The organism is Streptomyces sp. Y7 (genome assembly GCF_043195415.1).
Classification (GTDB): domain Bacteria; phylum Actinomycetota; class Actinomycetes; order Streptomycetales; family Streptomycetaceae; genus Streptomyces.
Genome location: NZ_JBIDDQ010000010.1, coordinates 46,396 through 64,954 on the forward strand (window position 1 = coordinate 46,396; position 18,559 = coordinate 64,954).

Genomic DNA, 18,559 nt, shown 5'->3' on the forward strand with positions numbered 1-18,559 from the left:
GGGAGGTGCCGCGACGTGCGCCGTCGTTCGTCTGCGGCGCCGTCGTGGCCGGTCGCGCAGTTCCCCCGCGCCCCTTCAGGGCGTTGCCTGCGGCACGCCACCGCCGGCGCCCGACACGGGTGACGCCGTTTCGGCCGAGGCTCAGTCGGCCGAAACGGCGTCCTTCGCATTCTGCCGCACCCGGGCGTATCACGCCGAATGAATCTTCAACGACCTTTCGAAATGGCTCACTTGGCGCGGTAGCGCCGCATCTTCGCGCGCGCCCCGCACACCTGCATCGAGCACCAGCGGCCGCGCCCCGCCGGGCTGCGGTCGTAGTACGCCCAGTGGCAGTCGACCGCCTCGCAGGACTTCAGCCGGATCCAGGTGCCCTCGACCAGGGCCTGCGCGATGGCCGCCGCCACCCTGGAGCGCAGCGGCCCCTCGTCGGCGGGGGCGAGGGCGGCCGAGCCGTCGGCGGCGTCGACCGCGACCAGCAGCGGGCTGGCCGCCAGCAGAGCGCCGAGCGGGGGCACCTCGCGGTGCGGCGGGTGGCCCGCGTGGGCGAGCAGGACCACGCGCAGGGACTCGCGTAGCTCCCGCGCCCCCGCCACGTCCCCCTCGCCGAGCCCGAAGCGCGCCCGGCCCTGCTCGGTGTCCAGCGAGTCCGCGCCCGACTCCAGATCCAGCGTGTTGACCAGCGCCTGGACCAGCTCCAGGCCCCCGGGCGCGGGCGATCTCTCACTCATGGCTGCACGCTATCCCTCAGTTCTCCCCACCCCTTGCGAGGTTACCTCCAATACGGGAACATCAGGTAACAGCGTTACCTATAGACACGCTGTAGCGGTAACCACGTCCCCTTACTCAAGGAGGAAGTCATGGCCATCGCCGAACTGGGCGCCGTCGTCCTGGACTGTCCCGACCCCAGCTCACTCGCCGGCTTCTACGCGCGCGTGCTCGGCGGAAGCGTCGAGGGCGAGGGGGACTGGGTGGACCTGACGGTGCCGGGCGGGCGGGCGCTGGCGTTTCAGGCCGCCCCCGGATTCGTACCGCCGAAGTGGCCCGCGCCCGACCACTCCCAGCAGTTCCACCTGGATCTGACCGTCGAGGACCTGGACGCGGCCGAGGCGCAGATCCTGACGCTCGGCGCCACGCCGCTCGACGCCGAGGACCACTCACGCGGCTTCCGGGTCTACGCGGATCCGGCGGGTCACCCGTTCTGCCTCTGCCGGGCCTGACATGCGCGACCGGTCACCGCTCCGCCTGCCGGTCAGCCGTCCAGTTCGGCGATCTTCATCGTCGACGGCTCCCGGCGCCGCTGTGCCTCCCGGGCCGTGAAGTCGGCCTCGCGCAGCACGCGCTGGACGTTCCCCCAGGTCAGCAAGGCGATCTCGGCCTCCGGCCAGCCGCGGCGCAGCAGTTCGGCCACGAGGTGCGGGTAGCAGGAGGCGTCGCTGAGGTCCTGCGGGTGGGCGGCCCCGGCGTCGTAGGTGCCGGAGAGTCCGACGCATTCGGGGCCGGCCACCGCACGGACGTGGTCGAGGTGGTCGGCGACGTCCCGCACGGACGGGCCGGTCTGCTCGGCGGTGAGCGGCACCATGCACAGGCCCCTGACGGCACTCAGCTCGGCCAGCAGTTCGTCGGGGACGTTGGCGGGGTGCGGGCGCAGGGCGCGGGCGGCCGAGCGGGCGCACAGGACCGGCGCCTTGGAGACCGCGCACGCCCTGCGCACGGTGTCCGCCGAGGCGCCGGAGAGGTCGGCCAGCACACCGAGCCGGTTCATCTCGCGCAGCACCTCCTCGCCGAACCGGGTCAGCCCCGACTCGCTCGCCCAGGAGACACCGGACAGGGTCAGCGCGCGCAGCCCGAGACCGTGCAGGGAGCGCAGGATGCCGAGCGAGTCGCCGAGCGCGGCGGCCCCCGCCGGTCCCGGCAGCACCGCGACGCGGCCGCTGTGGCGGGCGTCGGTGATCGGGCCGGGGGCGTCGGCGAGCCGCAGTCCCTCGGGGTGGGCCCGTACGACGGTCTTCACCAGGTCGAGCTGCTCCAGCGTGGCGCCGACGGCCCGGTCGCCGTCCAGCGCCTCGGGCAGGTGCAGGGCCCAGAACAGCGCGCCGACGTGGCCCTCGCGCATCCGCGGCACATCGGTGTCGACGGCGCTCTCGCCGAGTTCCAGGTCGAACCAGGGCAGCCGGCGCAGCGCCCAGGGCAGTCCGCTGTAGCCGTCGGCGACGGGATGCGCGGCCAGCAGGCGGTGGGCGCGGGCCAGGAGATCGGTGCCGGAGTCCGGGTCGTCGTCCGGGCCGCCGACGGCCTCGGACGGGCTCCCGGCCGGCGGATCGGGCAGCTCGCCTATCTCACCGACCTCGGGGGCGGCGTCCGCGTCGTACTTGAGGTCTGCCATGGCGGTCTCCGTACGTGATCGACGCACTGATCAGCAGTACGGTTCACGGTCGCACGGACCCGCGTGTCCTTCCTGGTGGACGGGGCGTTCGGGGGTACGCCGACGCCCGGGGACACCGGGGCGGGGCGACCGGTTCGCGCCGGCCGCCCCGCCCTCGGCGATCAGCCGTCCAGTGCCTCGATCGTCGCGTTGGACGGACCCCGCGTCGTGCGCAGGTCGCGGGCCACGTCCTCGGCCGCGCCCAGCACCCGGACCGCGTTCTGCCAGGTCAGCTTGGCCAGGTCGGGCTTGGACCAGCCGCGGTCCAGCAGCTCGGCGATCAGGTTGGGGTAGCCGGAGACGTCGCTGAGGCCGTCCGGGGTGAAGGCCGTGCCGTCGTAGTCGCCGCCGATGCCGAGGTGGTCGACGCCGACGACCTCGCGCATGTGGTCGAGATGGTCGGCGACCGTGGACACCGTGGCGACCGGACGCGGGATGGTCTCCTCGAAGGCGCGGTGCACCTTCATCGCCTCGGCGGTGGTGTCGAGGTGGTGGAAGCCGTGGGCACGCATGTTCTCGTCGGCCGCGACCGTCCAGTCGACCGCCGCCTGCAGCACGAACTTCGGTACGAACGTCACCATCGCGATGCCGCCGTTGCCCGGCAGGCGCTCCAGCACGTCGTCCGGGATGTTGCGCGGGTGGTCGCACACCGCGCGCGAGGACGAGTGGGAGAAGATCACCGGGGCGGTGGAGGTGTCGAGCGCGTCGCGCATGGTGGAGGCCGCCACGTGCGAGAGGTCGACCAGCATGCCCTCGCGGTTCATCTCCCGCACGACCTCGCGGCCGAAGGCCGACAGGCCGCCCACGCCGGGCTCGTCGGTCGCCGAGTCCGCCCACGCGATGTTGTCGTTGTGCGTGAGGGTCATGTAGCGGACGCCGAGCGCGTACAGCGCGCGCAGCGTGGCCAGGGAGTTCGCGATCGAGTGGCCGCCCTCGGCACCCATCAGGGAGGCGATACGGCCCTCCGCGCGGGCCGCCTCCATGTCCGCCGCCGTCAGCGCCGGGCGCAGGGCCTGCGGATACCGGGCCAGCAACTGCCGTACGCAGTCGATCTGTTCGAGGGTGGCGCTGACCGCCTTGTCGCCGGCGTAGTCCGAGCGGACGTACACCGACCAGAACTGCGCGCCGACGCCGCCCTCGCGCAGGCGGGGGATGTCGGTGTGCAGATGGGCGGCCTGGTCACCGGCGATGTCGCGGGCGTCGAGGTCGTAGCGGACCTGTTCGCGCAGCGCCCAGGGGAGGTCGTTGTGACCGTCGACGACGGGGAACTCGCGCAGGAGTTCCCGGGCTGCCTCCAGGGAGGTCATCGGCGTCACTTCCCCGCGCCGAAGCCGAACCCGCCCGCTCCCTCGACCTTGGCGCGCAGGCGCTTGCCCTTCTCGGTGGCCTGGTCGTTCAGGTCCTGCTGGAACTCGCGCATCCGCTGGAGCAGGTCCTCGTCGTGGGCCGCGAGGATGCGGGCGGCGAGCAGCCCGGCGTTGCGCGCGCCGGCGACCGAGACGGTGGCCACGGGCACGCCGGCCGGCATCTGCACGATGGAGAGCAGCGAGTCCATGCCGTCGAGGTACTTCAGCGGAACGGGCACGCCGATCACCGGCAGCGGAGTCACCGAGGCGAGCATGCCGGGCAGGTGGGCGGCGCCCCCGGCACCGGCGATGATCACCTTCAGCCCGCGCTCGGCCGCCCGCTCGCCGTAGGTGACCATCTCGCGCGGCATGCGGTGCGCGGAGACGACGTCGACCTCGTAGTCGATCTCGAACTCGTCGAGGGCCTGGGCGGCGGCCTCCATGACGGGCCAGTCGGAGTCCGACCCCATGACGATGCCTACAACGGGGCTCATTCGGTGATCGTGCCTCTCAGGTAGCCGGCAGCGTGACGGGCGCGCTCCAGCACGTCGTCCAGGTCGTCGCCGTAGGTGTTGACATGACCGACCTTGCGGCCGGGCTTCACGTCCTTGCCGTACATGTGGATCTTCAGCTGGGGGTCGCGGGCCATGCAGTGCAGGTACGCGGAGTACATGTCGGGGTAGTCGCCGCCGAGGACGTTGACCATGACCGTCCACTTCGCGCGCGGGCGCGGGTCGCCGAGGGGCAGGTCGAGGACGGCCCGGACGTGGTTGGCGAACTGCGAGGTGATGGCGCCGTCCTGGCTCCAGTGGCCCGAGTTGTGCGGGCGCATCGCGAGCTCGTTGACGAGGATGCGGCCGTCGCGGGTCTGGAACAGCTCGACCGCGAGGTGACCGACGACGCCGAGTTCCTTGGCGATGGTCAGGGCCATCTCCTCGGCCTTCAGCGCGAGGGCCTCGTCGAGGTCGGGGGCGGGCGCGATGACGGTGTCGCAGACGCCGTTCACCTGCTGGGACTCGACCACCGGGTACGCGACGGCCTGGCCGTGCGGCGACCGTACGACGTTGGCGGCGAGCTCGCGGACGTAGTCCACCTTCTCCTCGGCGAGGACGGGGACGCCGGCGCGGAAGGGGTCCTCCGCCTCGGCCACGTCGTCCACGACCCAGACGCCCTTGCCGTCGTAGCCGCCGCGGACCGTCTTGAGGACGACCGGGAAGCCGTCGCCCTCGGCCGCGAACGCGGCGACGTCCTGCGGGTCGCTCACGATGCGGTGCCGGGGGCACGGCACACCGATCGCATCGAGCCGCGCGCGCATCACTCCCTTGTCCTGGGCGTGCACGAGCGCGTCGGGGCCCGGGCGGACGGGGATGCCGTCCGCCTCCAGCGCCCGTAGGTGCTCGGTGGGTACATGTTCGTGATCGAAGGTGATCACATCGCACCCACGGGCGAACTCGCGCAGCGTGTCGAGGTCGCGATAGTCGCCGATGACGACATCGCCGACGACTTGCGCCGCGGAATCCTGCGGGGTGTCACTGAGGAGCTTGAACCTGATGCCGAGCGGGATGCCTGCCTCGTGTGTCATACGCGCGAGCTGGCCCCCGCCGACCATGCCGACTACCGGGAACGTCACGCCCCTAGGGTATCGGCCGCTCGAGGGCGACCCTCTTACCGGACTTTTCCGGGTCTCTTCCCCGGTCTATGAGCGCACCCGCGGGCATTCGTGAAGGGGGGTGGTTAGCATGGCTGAGTTGACGAAACCGACCGACGTCGACGAAACCGACCGACAGGGAGCCTTCAAGACCATGGGACGTGGTTCCTCGGGGCTTCAGTCGTCGCCTCCGGTGTCCGGGAAATCCGTACGGCAGCGCTTCGACCGGCTGGTGCGCGAGGTGGCGAAGTTCGGTGCGGTGGGGGGAGCCGGGCTCCTCGTCAATCTCCTCGTGTTCAACCTGGTGCGGCATGTCACCGACCTCCAGGTGGTGCGGGCGAGCGTCATCGCGACCGTCGTCGCGATCATCTTCAACTACATCGGCTTCCGGTACTTCACATACCGGGATCGCGACAAGAGCCGCCGCACCAAGGAACTGAGCCTGTTCCTGCTGTTCAGCGCCGTCGGCCTGGTGATCGAGAACGGCGTGCTGTACGCGGCGACCTACGGCTTCGGCTGGGACAGCCCGCTGCAGAGCAACATCTTCAAGTTCCTCGGCATCGGCGTGGCGACCCTCTTCCGCTTCTGGTCGTACCGCACGTGGGTGTTCCGTGCGCTGCCGGTGCAGGAGCCGGCGCCGTCCGCCGAATCGTTCCTGGAGCCTCCGCGCGGGCCTTCCGCGCGGGAGAGCCGGGTCGGCCAGCGCGTGGGCTGAACGGCGGCTACCGGACCGTCGGCCCCGAGTCCTGCGGCTTCTTCGGAGGCTGCGTGCGGGACAGGAACAGGGCGATCACCGGGGGTTTCGCCTGGAGCATCTCCAGCCGGCCGCCGTCCGCCTCCGCCAGGTCCCGGGCGACCGCGAGGCCGATGCCCGTGGAGTTGCGGCCGCTGATGGCGCGCTCGAAGATGCGGGCGCCGAGGTCGGCGGGGACGCCGGGCCCCTCGTCGGTGACCTCGATCACCGCCTGGTTGCCGGTCACCCGGGTGCGCAGCGCCACCGTGCCGCCGCCGTGCATCAGCGAGTTCTCGATCAGGGCCGCGAGCACCTGCGCCACCGCGCCCGGCGTGCCGACCGCCTGGAGGTGGCGCTTGCCGGAGCTGACGATGGCCCGGCCCGCGCTGCGGTAGGCGGGCCGCCACTCCGCGAGCTGCTGCTGGATGACCTCGTCGAGGTCGAAGGTGACGGCGGAGCCGGTGCGCGGGTCGCGGGAGTTCGTCAGCAGCCGCTGGACGACGTCCGTCAGGCGCTCCACCTGCGTCAGGGCGATCGTCGCCTCGTCCTTCACCGTGTCGGGATCGTCGGTGAGGGTGATCTCCTCCAGGCGCATGGAGAGCGCGGTGAGCGGGGTGCGCAGCTGGTGCGAGGCGTCGGCGGCCAGGCGCCGCTCAGCCGTCAGCATGCGGGCGATGCGCTCGGCGGAGGAGTCCAGCACGTCCGCCACCCGGTCCAGCTCGGGCACGCCGTACCGCTTGTGCCGGGGCCGGGGGTCTCCCGAGCCGAGGCGTTCCGCCGTCTCCGCGAGGTCGGTGAGCGGCGAGGCGAGCCGGTTCGCCTGGCGTACCGCGAGCAGCACGGCCGCGATCACCGCGAGCAGGGCGACGGCCCCGATGATCAGCAGCGTACGGCCGACTTCCCGGGTCACCGAGGAGCGCGGCTCCTGCACGGTGACCGTCTCGCCCTCCTCGCCGGTCTCGGTGGCGCTGATGACGTCGCCGGTCGGCTTGGTGCCGACCGTGATCACCCGCTTCCGCGGGATCCGGATCTCGGCGTAGCGGTCCCCCTGGACCTGCTCCCGCAGCACCTTGGCGTCCACGGTCTCGTCCCCGAGCAGCCGGCTGTCCACGATGCTGGCGAGCCGTACCGCCTCGGTGTCCACCCGCTCCTGCGCGGTGCTGGTGATCGTCCGCGTCTCGACGATCACCAGCGACACACCGAACACGGCGATCACGACGAGAACGACGGCGAGGGTGGACTGGATCAGTCGACGGCGCATGCCCTGCTACTCATCTGTACGGCCTGGACACCGGTACGGCGTGCTCGCCCGTACGGCCTCGGCCCCGGGACCGGAATCAGCTCTTCTCGAAACGGAAGCCCACGCCGCGCACGGTCGCGATGTAGCGGGGATTGGCCGCGTCGTCGCCCAGCTTCTTGCGCAGCCAGGAGATGTGCATGTCGAGCGTCTTCGTCGACGACCACCACGTCGTGTCCCAGACCTCGCGCATCAGCTGGTCCCGGGTCACCACCCGGCCGGCGTCACGCACCAGCACCCGCAGCAGGTCGAACTCCTTCGCCGTGAGCTGGAGCTCCTCGTCGCCCATCCACGCCCGGTGCGACTCGACGTCGATCCGTACGCCGTGAGTGGCCGGCGGCTGCTGCGGCTCGGCGGCGCCGCGCCGCAGCAGGGCCCGGACCCGGGCGAGCAGCTCGGCCAGCCGGAAGGGCTTGGTGACGTAGTCGTCGGCGCCCGCGTCGAGCCCGACGACGGTGTCCACCTCGTCGGCGCGCGCGGTGAGGATGAGGACCGGCACGGTGTGGCCCTCGGCACGCAGTCGCCGGGCCACCTCCAGGCCGTCCATACCGGGCAGGCCGAGGTCCAGCACGACCAGATCGATACCGCCCTGCATTCCAGCGTCGAGCGCGGTGGGGCCGTCCTCACGCACCTCGACCTCGTACCCCTCCCGGCGCAGTGCGCGGGCCAGCGGCTCTGAAATGGACGCGTCGTCCTCGGCGAGCAGTACTCGGGTCATGAGGTGATGGTAGTCCGCCCATGACAAGAGCTGGAGGGTGATCGACCGGCCCGATTCTCACCGGCCGCGGGCGTGTCTCTTACCTTCGGCCGCTGTGGTACAGACCTATGCCGCCGGGATGCGATCCTGGAAAGGACCTGGGAAACGGTGTCCTCGGTTGCTCTCGACACCTGTGATCCCTGTCTCAAGTCCTTCCATTTCAGGCAGTGTCCTGACGTATGGTGACTCTACGCCCGTAGCACTGCGGGGACCTTCGGCGCACTTGACGCTGAGGGTCTCTTTTGTGTGCGGGACCGGTGTTCTCCGGTCCCGAATGGAATGACCTGTGGCCGGGCCCCCGAAGGTGGGGGCGTGGATCCCGACGGTCGCCGTCATCCCCTCCGTGACCCGGAGCGGACTGCCCCTGGGCGTGGGGCGGACGGCCGTGTCCGCCGGTGCCGGCCGCCCCCCACCGGGCGCGTGAACGTGTCGTACGTCAGTGCGCGTCCCGACCAGCAAGGATCGACCATGGCGTCCAGCCTGACGAAGGACTCGGCCCGCCCGGGCACCCCCGGCTCCGAGAAGACCTTCTTCGGCCACCCCCGCGGACTGGCCACTCTCTTCATGACCGAGATGTGGGAGCGTTTCTCCTACTACGGCATGAGGGCTCTGCTCCCGCTGTACCTGGTCGCTCCGGGCGGCCTGAACCTCGACGCGGCGACGGCGACCGCGATCTACTCGGTCTACGTGTCGATGGTGTACCTGCTCGCCATGCCCGGCGGATGGTTCGGCGACCGGGTCTGGGGCCCGCGCAAGACCGTCGCCGTGGCCGGTGGCGTCATCATGCTCGGCCACCTCACGCTGGCCCTGCCGTCCTCCGGCACGTTCTACGCCGGCCTCGGCCTGGTGGCGATCGGTTCGGGTCTGCTGAAGGCCAACATCTCCACGATGGTCGGCCACCTCTACGACGGTCCGTCCGACCCGCGCCGCGACGGTGGCTTCACCGTCTTCTACATGGGCATCAACCTCGGTGCCTTCGCGGCGCCGCTGATCATCGGCACCATCGGTGAGAACGTCAACTGGCACCTGGGCTTCGCGCTCGCCGCGCTCGGCATGGCGCTGGGTCTCGCCCAGTTCCTGATCGGCTCGCGCCACCTGGCGGAGCGCTCCAGCGTCGTCCCGACGCCGCTGTCCGCCGCAGAGAAGTCCTCCACCCTGCGCAAGGCGGCGATCTGGGCCGGTATCGCGGTCGTCTTCTACGCGATCGTCGGCTTCTCCGGCAACTACACCCTGAACTGGATCCTGGTCCCGCTGACCCTGCTCGGCGTGATCATCCCGACGATGGTCCTGGTGCGCATCAAGCGCGACAAGGACCTGGACCGGGGCGAGCAGTCGAAGATGTCCGCGTACATCTGGTTCTTCGTGGCCGCCGCCGTCTTCTGGATGATCTACGACCAGGGCGGCTCGACCCTGTCGATCTTCGCCGAGGGCTCCGCCGAGAACAGCGTGTTCGGCTGGAACTTCCCGGTCTCCTGGTACCAGTCGGTCAACCCGGTCCTGATCATGGCGCTGGCCCCGGTCTTCGCCTGGTTCTGGCTGGCGCTGAACCGGCGCGGCAAGGAGCCGAGCACGATCGTGAAGTTCGGCTCGGGTCTGGTCCTGGTCGGTGCGTCGTTCTTCCTGTTCCTCGCTCCGCTGTCGATCGCCGAGGGCGGTCACAAGGCGGCCGCGATGTGGCTGGTGGCGATCTACTTCGTCCAGACCGTCGGTGAGCTGCTGCTGTCCCCGGTGGGTCTGTCGGTGACGACGAAGATGGCGCCCGCGAAGTACGCCTCGCAGATGATGGGCGTCTGGTTCCTGGCCGTCACCGCCGGTGACGCCACGACCGGTCTGCTCTCCATCGCCGGTGTCGACCTGAACAAGACCAACATCGTGGCCCTGGAGGCGACGCTCGCCGTCGTCGCCGGTGTGGCGGTGTGGATGTACCGCAAGAAGGTCAAGGCGCTGATGGGCGACGTGCGCTAGCGCGCTGCTTGAGCCGGACGGGGCCGTTGCACCTACGTAGGTGTGACGGCCCCGTCGGTTTTGGCACTGTGCGCGGTTCCCCGCGCCCCTGAGGGAATCAGCGCGTCCTGCGCCTCGGCATGAACGTGAACACCGCCCCGCCCAGCAGCAGTGCCGTCCCCGCCACCAGGCCCAGCGCCTTCAAGGCGTCGTGGTCCTCCGCGCCCGTCGCCGCGAGGCCGCCGCTCGTCGACGAGCCGCCGGCGGAGCCTCCGCCCGAACCGCCCGCCGAGCCGCCGCCGGACGCGCCGCTCGCCTGCTCGGTCGTGTCCAGGGTCAGGGAGACCTCCGACCTGGCGGGTGTGCAGGTCGTCGTCGTGCCCAGGGCCTCGATCGTCAGGACGCCCGGGGAGAGGGTCGACTCACCGCTCGCGCCGGGCTTGTAGGTGCCGGTCAGGTCGGGGATCTCGATCGGCTCGCCCGACTTGATGGCCTCGGAGTTGGTCGGGCCCTCGACATGGACCGTGCCCTTGTCGGCGCCGCCCAGCGCGACCTCCATCGACGGCTTGACGGAGTCCTTGGGGATGTCGGCGGGGCTGTCCATCACCGACTTCTTGAACTGCACCGTCAGGTCGAAGTTCTCGCCACTCTTCCTGGCGTCGATCTGCACCGGCGAGGTCGCGTTCTTGTCGCCGATCGGCGTCTTGCACTCGTAGGGGACCTGGACCTCCTTGCCCGTGAAGTCGGTCTGGCCGCCACCGCCCCCGGTGCCGGTGCCGCCGTCGTCTCCGCCCGTCTCGCTCTCAGTCGGCGACGGGCTGGAGGACCCGGTGGGCAGGCCGGTCGGCACGCTCGTCGGCAGCGTCGGGATCACCGTCGGCAGACCTCCCGTCGTACCGCCCGAGTTCCCGCCCCCGTCCGTCACCTTGATCGTCGCCGCCTGCTTCACGGCCTCCTTGGGCGCGCACTTGGTGTCCGTGGAGATCGGCTTGTTGACGTTGATGTTGTACGCGTCCGGCGTCAGCGTCACCTCTCCCGGCGCCGTCAGCTTCAGCTTGCCCTTCATGTCGGACAGCTTCATGTCGCTGTTCTTGGGGATCGGCGGGTTCTCCCGCGGGCCCTGCAGGGCGATGTCCCCGGTCTGCGCGCCGGCCGCCTTCAGCGTGCCGGTCGGCTGGACCGTGTTCGCGTCCAGGTCGAGGATGTCGGGGTTCTTGGACGCCGCCTGGACAAACTTCCAGACGATCTCCACCTCGTCGCCGACCTTCGCCTCGGCGGGCGCGGTGATCTCCACCTTCGTCGTGCCCTGGACGGGCGGCAGCCCGGAGATGGCGGGCGGGATGCACTCGGTCGCGTAGGCCACCTCGGCCGCCTCGGCGGTTCCGGCGCTCACACCGAGCAGGACGCCCGCACCGCCGAGCATCAGGGCGGCGCCGGCCGCACTCGCTCTCCTGGGCCGGGCCGGTGTGACTCTCCTTCGCTTGCTCACGGGGGTCCCTTCCTGGTCGGAGTCGTCGGACTCGTCGGGGTGTCGTCGTGCGGTGCGGAGAGCCGACCGGCCGTGCCCGGATCGCTGTCCGGGGCGAACCACGGCAGAGCCGAAGAGGGTGGAGCCGCGTGCCTCGCCTCCTCCCGGGGCCTCAACCCCGGCAGGCGAAGGGCGACTTCGGGCAGGCGCAGACCGCGGCGGCGGACGGACTGCCGCGGCCGTACCCGGTCGACCACGGCCATGCCGACGCGGAACAGCGCGGCCGGTACGACCAGACAGACCAGGATCCAGAACAGCGTGACGCCCCAGGGGCGGCCCACGCCCCAGGGCTGCTCGGCCATCACCTTGCCGCCGTACTTCAGGGAGACCGTGTAGTCGCCGTGCGCGGCGGCGGCGAGCTCCACCGGCAGCTCGATCCGTGCCTTGCGGCCGGGCTGGATCGTGCCGCGCCACTGCTGTTCCTCCCACTGCGGGGCGTACACGCCGTGGGAGGTGCCGACCTGGAAGACGGGGTTCCTGACGGCGGAGGTGCCGACGTTGCCGACGGTGAACACCAGCGTGCGGGCGGGCGGTGCGCCGAACCAGGTGAGCAGGCCGCCGGAGCCGTCCAGCCGGGTGTCCGTGAGGACCGACAGACGTCCGCCCGCCGGCTCCGCGGGCAGCGGTTCGACCGCGTGTCCGGCGACCTGGAAGATCGCGTCGGCCTCCGCCTTGGGCCCGGTCGCCGTCGCCACATGCACCACGCACGGGCACGGCACGGGCGGCTCCGCCACCGGCAGCTTCCGGCTGAAGCGCCCTTCGCCGTCCGTGGTCACGGCCCGGCCGTCCGCGTTGGCGCAGGAGTTGGTGCCCCCGGTCACGCCGGTCGACGGCACGGACTGTCCGCAGATCAGGAGCATCAGCAGGGCCCGCGGCCGCCAGCCGCTGCCGGTCACGGTGACCGAACCACCCGTTCCCGCCTGCGCCTTGGACAGCTTCACGACGGGCGGGTCGTCGGCCGCCGAGGCGCTCACGGCCGCCGTCGGCAGCAACAGCAGCGCCAGTACCGTCGCCAGCGCCCAGATCCGCACCGTGCCCCTCACGTCCCCGCTCCCGTCAACTCCGGCTGCCGCACACGCTGTTCGGCCTCGGCCCGCTCGCCGCCGTACGGTGTGCGGCGCCTTCGGCGTCGTACGGCGATCAGGGCGCCCGCCGCCGCGAGCGCCCCCGCGGTCCCCGCGACGGCGCCCCACGGCACGAACCGCGCCGACACCTGCGCGGTGTCGCCCGCTCCGCCCGCCGCCGTCACCGTCAGCCGTACGTCGACCGCGTCGAGCGCGGGCCGGTCGGGCCAGGGCTCGGTGAGCCGGGTGCGGCTGCCCGGGGGCAGCTCGACGGGCAGGGTGCGCGGGGCGCGGTCGAGGAGGCGGCCGAGGACACCGTCGGCGCGCACCGCGAGGCTCGGGACGAGCGCGGTCGTACCCCTGTTGACCAGGACATATGTGATGCGGTCAGCGCGCACGGAGACCTGCTCGACGGTCAGGGCGGACAGCTCCGGGCCGGTGACGCGCAGACGCAGGGCGACCCTCTGTGCCCGGCCGCCGGCGTCCCGGGCGACGATCTCGCCGGAGCGGTCGCCGGGGGCGGTGCCGGCCGGGACGGTCACCGTGAACGGGACCTCGGCACGGGTACGGGCCGGGATCCGCACCCGGCTCTCGGCGAAGGCGACCGGCACGCCGGTGCCGGTCAGCCGTACGGTGACCGGCCCGGCGCCGCGGTTCGTCACGGACACCGTGTCCTGCTGGACCGACCCGGGCTCGCCCTCGGTGTAGAAGGACGGGCGCCCGCCCCCGGAGGGCGCGACGGTCCAGGCCCCGGCGGCGGTCGCCGCGGGGGCCACCGCGAGCAGGAACGGAATCAGCAGGGGCAGACACAGGACACGGGCGGCTGACGACATCGGCGGCTCCAGTGCTGTCGTTCGGGGGCGTTCAGCGGCGTGCGGTCTGCCCCCTGCGCGTCAGCCACAGCGCGCCCGCCGCGCCCGCGAGCAGGACCGTGCCGCCGAGGGTGCCGAGAGCGATCGCCGAGTCCTCGGGGCCGGTCTGCGGAAGTTCGGAGCCGGAGCCGGAACCGCTCTGGGGCCCGCTGTCACCGCCCCCGCCGCCCGCCGCCGTCACGTCGAGGCCGAGCGACGGCCCGGGGCTGTTGCTCGGGGTGCACGTGGTGGTCGTGCCGAGGGCCTTGATGGTGAGGATGCCCGCGGTGAAGGTGACCTTGCCGGTCTTCTTCGGGGTGTACGTGCCCGTCAAGTCATTGATCTTGATGGGGGTGTTGGCGGGGATGGCCTCCTGGTTGGCCGGCCCGGTCACGTTCATCGTGCCGCTGTCGGCCCCGCCCAGTTTGATGGTGGCGCTCGGGTTCATCGCGCCCTTGCCCAGTTCGACCGGGCTGGACGAGACACCCTTCTGCCACGACATCGTGATCTTGTAGCCGCTGCCGCTCTTGACGCCCTTGATGTCGATGGGCGAGACGGCGCTCTTGTCGCCGATCGGCGTCTTGCAGGCGTAGTTGACGTCGACGACCTCGGCCCTGGCCGCGGGGGCGGCCATCAACACCGCCGAGCCGGCCAGGGCCGCGGCGGTCGCGAGCGTGGCGGTTCGCTTCTGCTTCGACACGGTCCCCTCATTCCTGACGGCACATCAGATCGGCCGTCAAGGTACGCCCGGGAACATGAGGAAGGAAGACACGGTGCACACCGGAGTTGTGGCGATCCGGCGTGCACCGGGTGGAGGGAGTGACCCCGGGTAACTCAGGGTCGGGCCGGGCCCAGCACTTCGGGCAGCCCCCACCGCCGCAGCACCTCGGGCACGGTCACCGTGCCGTCCTCCCGCTGGTGCTGCTCCAGGATCGCGGGCACCAGCCGGCTGGTGGCGAGACCCGAGGCGTTCAGGGTGTGGACGTACGCCGCCTTGCCGCCGCCGGCCGGGCGGTACCGGATGCCACCGCGCCGGGCCTGGTACTCACGCGCGTTCGACACCGAGCTGACCTCGGCATAGGCGCCCAGGCTGGGCAGCCACACCTCCACGTCGCAGGTCCGGGCCTGCGCGGGGCTGGTGTCTCCGGCCGCGAGCCGGGTGACGCGGTGGTGCAGCCCCAGCCCGGCGACGAGCTCCCGCGCGCGGGCGAGCAGTTCCACGTGCGCGTCGTGCGAGTCCTGCGGCCTCGCGAACTGGAACAGCTCCACCTTGTTGAACTGGTGCCCCCGCAGCGTCCCGCGCTCCGCGGTCCGGTGGCTGCCGCTCTCCCTGCGGTAACAGGGCGTGTAGGCGACGTACCGGCGCGGCAGCTCGCGCTCGTCGAGCGTCTCGCCGCGGTGCAGGTTGACCAGGGCGGTCTCGGCCGTGGGCAGCAGGAACCGGTCGTCCACGCGGTAGACCTCGTCGGCGAACTTCGGGAACTGCCCGGCCGTGTACCCGGCCTCGTACGTCAGCAGATGCGGCGGCAGGACGAACTCGTAGCCCGCCCTGCGATGGGCGTCCAGGAAGTGGTTGAGGAGCGCCCACTCCAGGGCCGCGCCCTCGCCCCGGTAGATCCAGTGGCCGTTCCCGGCCAGGGCCGTGCCGCGCCGGTAGTCGATCAGGCCCAGGTCCTCGGCGAGCCGGACGTGGTCGCGGGCCGGGAAGCCGAAGGCGGGCGGGTCCCCCACGACCCGTACGACCTCGTTGTTCTCCTTGCCGCCGGCCGGCACGTCCTCGTCCGGGAGGTTGGGCAGGGCGTCGAGGAACTCCTGACGGCGGGCGGCGAGCGCGGCGAGGCCGGCCTCCGCCTCGGTGAGCCGGCCGACCAGTTCGCCGGCCTCGGCCCGCAGTCCGTCCGCGGGGGCCTCCGTACGGCGTCGTGCGGCGATCTCGGCCGAGATCCGGCGCCGCTCGCCGCGCAGCCGCTCCACGGCGCCGCGTGCGGCGCGGAACTCGGTGTCCAGGACGAGGAAGGCCGGGATGTCGGCGTCCACGCCGCGTTTGCGCAGGCCGGCGCGGACCTGGTCGGGGTGCTGTCGGATGAGGGTGACGTCGAGCATGGCGCTCTGCTCCGTCCGGTCGACCGGAGCGGCAGGGCCCGCCCCGGGGTGGTCCCTCGGGGCGTGGGCGAGAGGGTGCTCGCGGTGCCACCACGCCTTCACCGCCGTACGGCGGTCTCGTTCGGGCCCGGTGACGGGGGCCGGCCGGCGGGGCATTTCCTCCCCGCACTCGGGAGTGGATTCACCGGGGTCGCGAGGCCGCCTTCACAGCGAGGGGCGGCTCTCTCGGCTCGCGGACCCGGCTACTGGTCTCCGTCAGCGCGTTGCCGGGAGCGTAGGGCAGCGTCCGGGCAGGACGGAACCGGTTTTCCGCCGGGGCGGCGAGGCGCGCTACGCCGGTGCGCCCAGCTCCGCCCACACCGTCTTGCCCGCGACGCCGGGGGTCCGCACGACCCCCCAGTCCAGGCACAGCCGCTGCACGATGAACATGCCGTGACCGCCCGGTCGCCCCGAGCGGTGCGGGGTGCGCGGGGCCGGCTGGCCGGTGCCCTTGTCGGAGACCTCGAGACGGATCACCTTGTTGTCGCAGGCGATCCACATCTCGTCCGGCCCGTCGGCGTGCAGGCAGGCGTTGGTGACCAGCTCGGAGACGACGAGGAGGACGTCCTCGGCGGCGGCCCGCTGGTCGGCGGTGGCGGCCGGCAGCCAGCCCCAGGCGTACAGCGCCTGCCGGGCGAAGTCACGGGCGAGCGGGACGACCCCGCTCTGGTCCGCGAAGTCCAGCCTGCGGACCTGACGTCCCGCGGACGCCGCGGCGGACGCCTGGGACTCCTCGGGCCTCAAGGACGGCACAACGCCCCCGTCGGACGCTCCCGCCGCCGACGCGCCCCGCTCGGCGGCCCCGGACCCTGGCACGCCCCCCTCGGACGCTCCGGAAGCGCCGCTGGGCTCAGGGCCGCGGTCGCCCGGCGAGAAAGGCCGGGTGGTGCTCATCAGCGCTTCACCTCACCGATTCACCAGTTCAACGTTCACACGATTCACGAGTCAGTACGCAGAGTCAGTACGTAGGTACACGTCCTTGCCTGATACGTCGGTCACAGTCCCCCACCCCCGGTGGCCGACATCACAGCCGACAGGTTCAGGATGTCTCCTGCCCGACCCTGCCGAGGGAACACCCCTGGATTCGGGCCGAATGATGTGACGTCTGATGCAGTACCGGACGCTCGGGGTCAGCCGGCGCCGTCGGATCCGTCGGCGAGGGCGTCCTCCAGCGAGTCGTGGACCGTGAAGACCGCCTCGGCCCCCGTGATCTCGAACACGCGGGCGACCACGGGCAGCATGCCCGCGAGATGCACCCCGCCACCGGCGGCCTCCGCCTTCAGCCGCGCCCCCAGCAGCACGTTCAGTCCCGTGGAGTCACAGAACTCGAGCCGCGAGCAGTCGACCACCAGTCGACTGAAGCCTTTACCGAGGCAGTCCTCGAGTGGCTCACGCAACAAATCGGCGGTGTGGTGATCCAACTCACCCGCCGGTGTCACGACGGCGCTGGAGCCCTCTTCCCGCACCTCGACAAGAAGTCGGCCAGACTGTGCGCTGCCGACCGTCCCGCGGTCCATGCCGTGTCTCACTCCCGACGTCGTGGCTGCTGACTGACGCTCTCGAACACTACGCCTTCACTACGGCTCCTACACACCCGAACATCCACACAGAATCGGACATTTCGGACCAGAGCGCACTTGCGGTGGGCTCAGGAAAGCGGGTAGGGCTAGTAGAGACACGTAACCGACTCGGCCGGCTTGGAGGCGCCGCACACCGCAGTGCACGACAGGCTTCGGCAGCCATATGCCGAGAACGATGGAGGACATCATGTCACCCCGGCTCGACGCATCGCATACCCAGAGCGCGACGTCGGCATCCCCACCGGAGCATCCGGATCCCGTCGAGCATGGCGGCGAATCCGTCGCCGTGGTCCGCGAAGGCGACTTCGACCAGGACGACACGCTCGCAGGGCTGCCGGACATCCCCCCGTACGACGAGGTGGGGCCGGTGGACGCGCGGGCCCTCTCCAAGACCCTCTTCGAGCGGCTGGAGTCGCTGGAGGAAGGGACCCACGAGTACTCGTACGTCCGCAACACGCTCGTCGAACTCAACCTCGCGCTGGTCAAGTTCGCCGCCTCCCGCTTCCGCTCGCGCAGCGAGCCGATGGAGGACATCATCCAGGTCGGCACCATCGGCCTGATCAAGGCGATCGACCGCTTCGAGCTGAGCCGCGGCGTGGAGTTCCCCACCTTCGCGATGCCGACGATCATCGGCGAGATCAAGCGCTTCTTCCGCGACACGTCGTGGTCGGTGCGAGTGCCGCGCCGCCTTCAGGAACTCCGGCTCGACCTGGCCAAGGCCGGTGACGAGCTGGCGCAGAAGCTCGACCGCGCCCCGACGGTGGCGGAACTGGCCGAGCGCCTGGGCCTGACCCGGGACGAGGTCGTCGAGGGCATGGCGGCGTCGAACGCCTACACCGCCTCCTCGCTGGACGCCCAGCCCGAGGAGGACGACGCCGAGGGCGCGCTGGCCGACCGGATCGGCTACGAGGACCACGGCATCGAGGGCATCGAGTACGTCGAGTCCCTCAAGCCCCTCATCGCCGAACTGCCGCCCCGGGACCGGAAGATCCTGTCCCTGCGGTTCGTCGCGGGCATGACCCAGTCGGAGATCGGCGAGGAACTCGGCATCTCCCAGATGCATGTCTCGCGCCTGCTGTCGCGGACCCTGATCAAGCTCAGAAAGGGTCTGACGCTCGAGGAATGACCGGTCCCCCCGCGATCGGTCCAGGAGCGGCGTCCTTCGCGCGCTGACCTGCACTGTGCCCGGTGCCCCGCCGAATCTGTCGGCAGGACACCGGGCACAGTGCGTACGGACCTTTCACCGA

General features: G+C 71.4%; 18 protein-coding genes. 4 read left to right on the forward strand and 14 right to left on the reverse strand.

Features of this window, described 5'->3' with window-relative positions:
- Nucleotides 1-227 precede the first annotated feature (227 nt).
- Nucleotides 228-728: a CGNR zinc finger domain-containing protein gene (locus ACGFW6_RS24710; protein ID WP_393513743.1), complete on the reverse strand. Its 501-nt coding sequence runs from the start codon at nt 726-728 to the stop codon at nt 228-230.
- Between the two features lie 129 nt (nt 729-857).
- Between ACGFW6_RS24710 and ACGFW6_RS24715 the strand changes: the two genes are divergently transcribed.
- On the forward strand, nt 858-1,217 hold the full coding sequence (locus tag ACGFW6_RS24715) for a VOC family protein (protein WP_393513746.1): 360 nt from the start codon (nt 858-860) through the stop codon (nt 1,215-1,217).
- A gap of 32 nt (nt 1,218-1,249) precedes the next feature.
- Here ACGFW6_RS24715 and ACGFW6_RS24720 read toward each other — a convergent pair whose 3' ends face one another.
- The 4 genes from ACGFW6_RS24720 to ACGFW6_RS24735 form a co-directional block, all read right to left on the reverse strand.
- Nucleotides 1,250-2,383 (reverse strand): dipeptidase, encoded by a 1,134-nt coding sequence (locus ACGFW6_RS24720; RefSeq protein WP_393513749.1) that lies wholly within the window; start codon nt 2,381-2,383, stop codon nt 1,250-1,252.
- 161 nt (nt 2,384-2,544) lie between these two features.
- Nucleotides 2,545-3,729: a dipeptidase gene (locus tag ACGFW6_RS24725; RefSeq protein ID WP_393513752.1), complete on the reverse strand. Its 1,185-nt coding sequence runs from the start codon at nt 3,727-3,729 to the stop codon at nt 2,545-2,547.
- A 5-nt stretch (nt 3,730-3,734) separates the two neighbouring features.
- Entirely contained in the window at nt 3,735-4,262 is a 528-nt protein-coding gene (gene purE / locus ACGFW6_RS24730) for a 5-(carboxyamino)imidazole ribonucleotide mutase (RefSeq protein ID WP_393513754.1), read from the reverse strand.
- Nucleotides 4,259-5,398, reverse strand: coding sequence for a 5-(carboxyamino)imidazole ribonucleotide synthase (locus tag ACGFW6_RS24735; protein ID WP_393513757.1), 1,140 nt, complete (start codon nt 5,396-5,398; stop codon nt 4,259-4,261). Before ACGFW6_RS24735 ends, purE begins: the two co-directional genes overlap by 4 nt.
- Nucleotides 5,399-5,570: 172 nt before the next feature.
- On the opposite strand from ACGFW6_RS24735, the gene ACGFW6_RS24740 reads away from it, so the two are divergent.
- Nucleotides 5,571-6,131 carry a GtrA family protein gene (locus ACGFW6_RS24740; protein ID WP_393514184.1) on the forward strand — a complete coding sequence of 187 codons (561 nt, stop codon included), beginning with the start codon at nt 5,571-5,573 and terminating at the stop codon, nt 6,129-6,131.
- A gap of 7 nt (nt 6,132-6,138) precedes the next feature.
- Here ACGFW6_RS24740 and ACGFW6_RS24745 read toward each other — a convergent pair whose 3' ends face one another.
- Together ACGFW6_RS24745 and ACGFW6_RS24750 are read right to left on the reverse strand one after the other, a co-directional pair.
- Entirely contained in the window at nt 6,139-7,410 is a 1,272-nt protein-coding gene (locus ACGFW6_RS24745) for an ATP-binding protein (protein WP_393513760.1), read from the reverse strand.
- 76 nt (nt 7,411-7,486) lie between these two features.
- The gene (locus ACGFW6_RS24750; RefSeq protein WP_107905766.1) at nt 7,487-8,164 is read right to left on the reverse strand and encodes a response regulator transcription factor; all 678 of its coding nucleotides are present in this window, start codon (nt 8,162-8,164) and stop codon (nt 7,487-7,489) included.
- 507 nt (nt 8,165-8,671) lie between these two features.
- Between ACGFW6_RS24750 and ACGFW6_RS24755 the strand changes: the two genes are divergently transcribed.
- Entirely contained in the window at nt 8,672-10,168 is a 1,497-nt protein-coding gene (locus tag ACGFW6_RS24755) for an oligopeptide:H+ symporter (protein WP_393513764.1), read from the forward strand.
- A 97-nt stretch (nt 10,169-10,265) separates the two neighbouring features.
- Here the strand turns inward: ACGFW6_RS24755 and ACGFW6_RS24760 are convergent, their stop codons facing one another.
- The 7 genes from ACGFW6_RS24760 to ACGFW6_RS24790 form a co-directional block, all read right to left on the reverse strand.
- Nucleotides 10,266-11,570: a hypothetical protein gene (locus ACGFW6_RS24760; protein ID WP_393514187.1), complete on the reverse strand. Its 1,305-nt coding sequence runs from the start codon at nt 11,568-11,570 to the stop codon at nt 10,266-10,268.
- Nucleotides 11,571-11,632: 62 nt separating this feature from the next.
- Nucleotides 11,633-12,718: a hypothetical protein gene (locus ACGFW6_RS24765; protein ID WP_393513767.1), complete on the reverse strand. Its 1,086-nt coding sequence runs from the start codon at nt 12,716-12,718 to the stop codon at nt 11,633-11,635.
- Nucleotides 12,715-13,572, reverse strand: coding sequence for a hypothetical protein (locus ACGFW6_RS24770; protein ID WP_393513770.1), 858 nt, complete (start codon nt 13,570-13,572; stop codon nt 12,715-12,717). Before ACGFW6_RS24770 ends, ACGFW6_RS24765 begins: the two co-directional genes overlap by 4 nt.
- A gap of 31 nt (nt 13,573-13,603) precedes the next feature.
- Nucleotides 13,604-14,290 (reverse strand): LPXTG cell wall anchor domain-containing protein, encoded by a 687-nt coding sequence (locus ACGFW6_RS24775; protein ID WP_393513773.1) that lies wholly within the window; start codon nt 14,288-14,290, stop codon nt 13,604-13,606.
- Nucleotides 14,291-14,424: 134 nt separating this feature from the next.
- Complete coding sequence (gene serS, locus ACGFW6_RS24780; protein ID WP_393513776.1) at nt 14,425-15,849, reverse strand: serine--tRNA ligase; 1,425 nt, start codon at nt 15,847-15,849, stop codon at nt 14,425-14,427.
- 174 nt (nt 15,850-16,023) lie between these two features.
- Complete coding sequence (locus ACGFW6_RS24785; protein ID WP_393513779.1) at nt 16,024-16,626, reverse strand: ATP-binding protein; 603 nt, start codon at nt 16,624-16,626, stop codon at nt 16,024-16,026.
- Between the two features lie 236 nt (nt 16,627-16,862).
- Nucleotides 16,863-17,249, reverse strand: coding sequence for an STAS domain-containing protein (locus tag ACGFW6_RS24790; RefSeq protein ID WP_393513782.1), 387 nt, complete (start codon nt 17,247-17,249; stop codon nt 16,863-16,865).
- 238 nt (nt 17,250-17,487) lie between these two features.
- Between ACGFW6_RS24790 and ACGFW6_RS24795 the strand changes: the two genes are divergently transcribed.
- On the forward strand, nt 17,488-18,438 hold the full coding sequence (locus tag ACGFW6_RS24795) for an RNA polymerase sigma factor SigF (protein ID WP_393513785.1): 951 nt from the start codon (nt 17,488-17,490) through the stop codon (nt 18,436-18,438).
- Nucleotides 18,439-18,559: the final 121 nt, after the last annotated feature.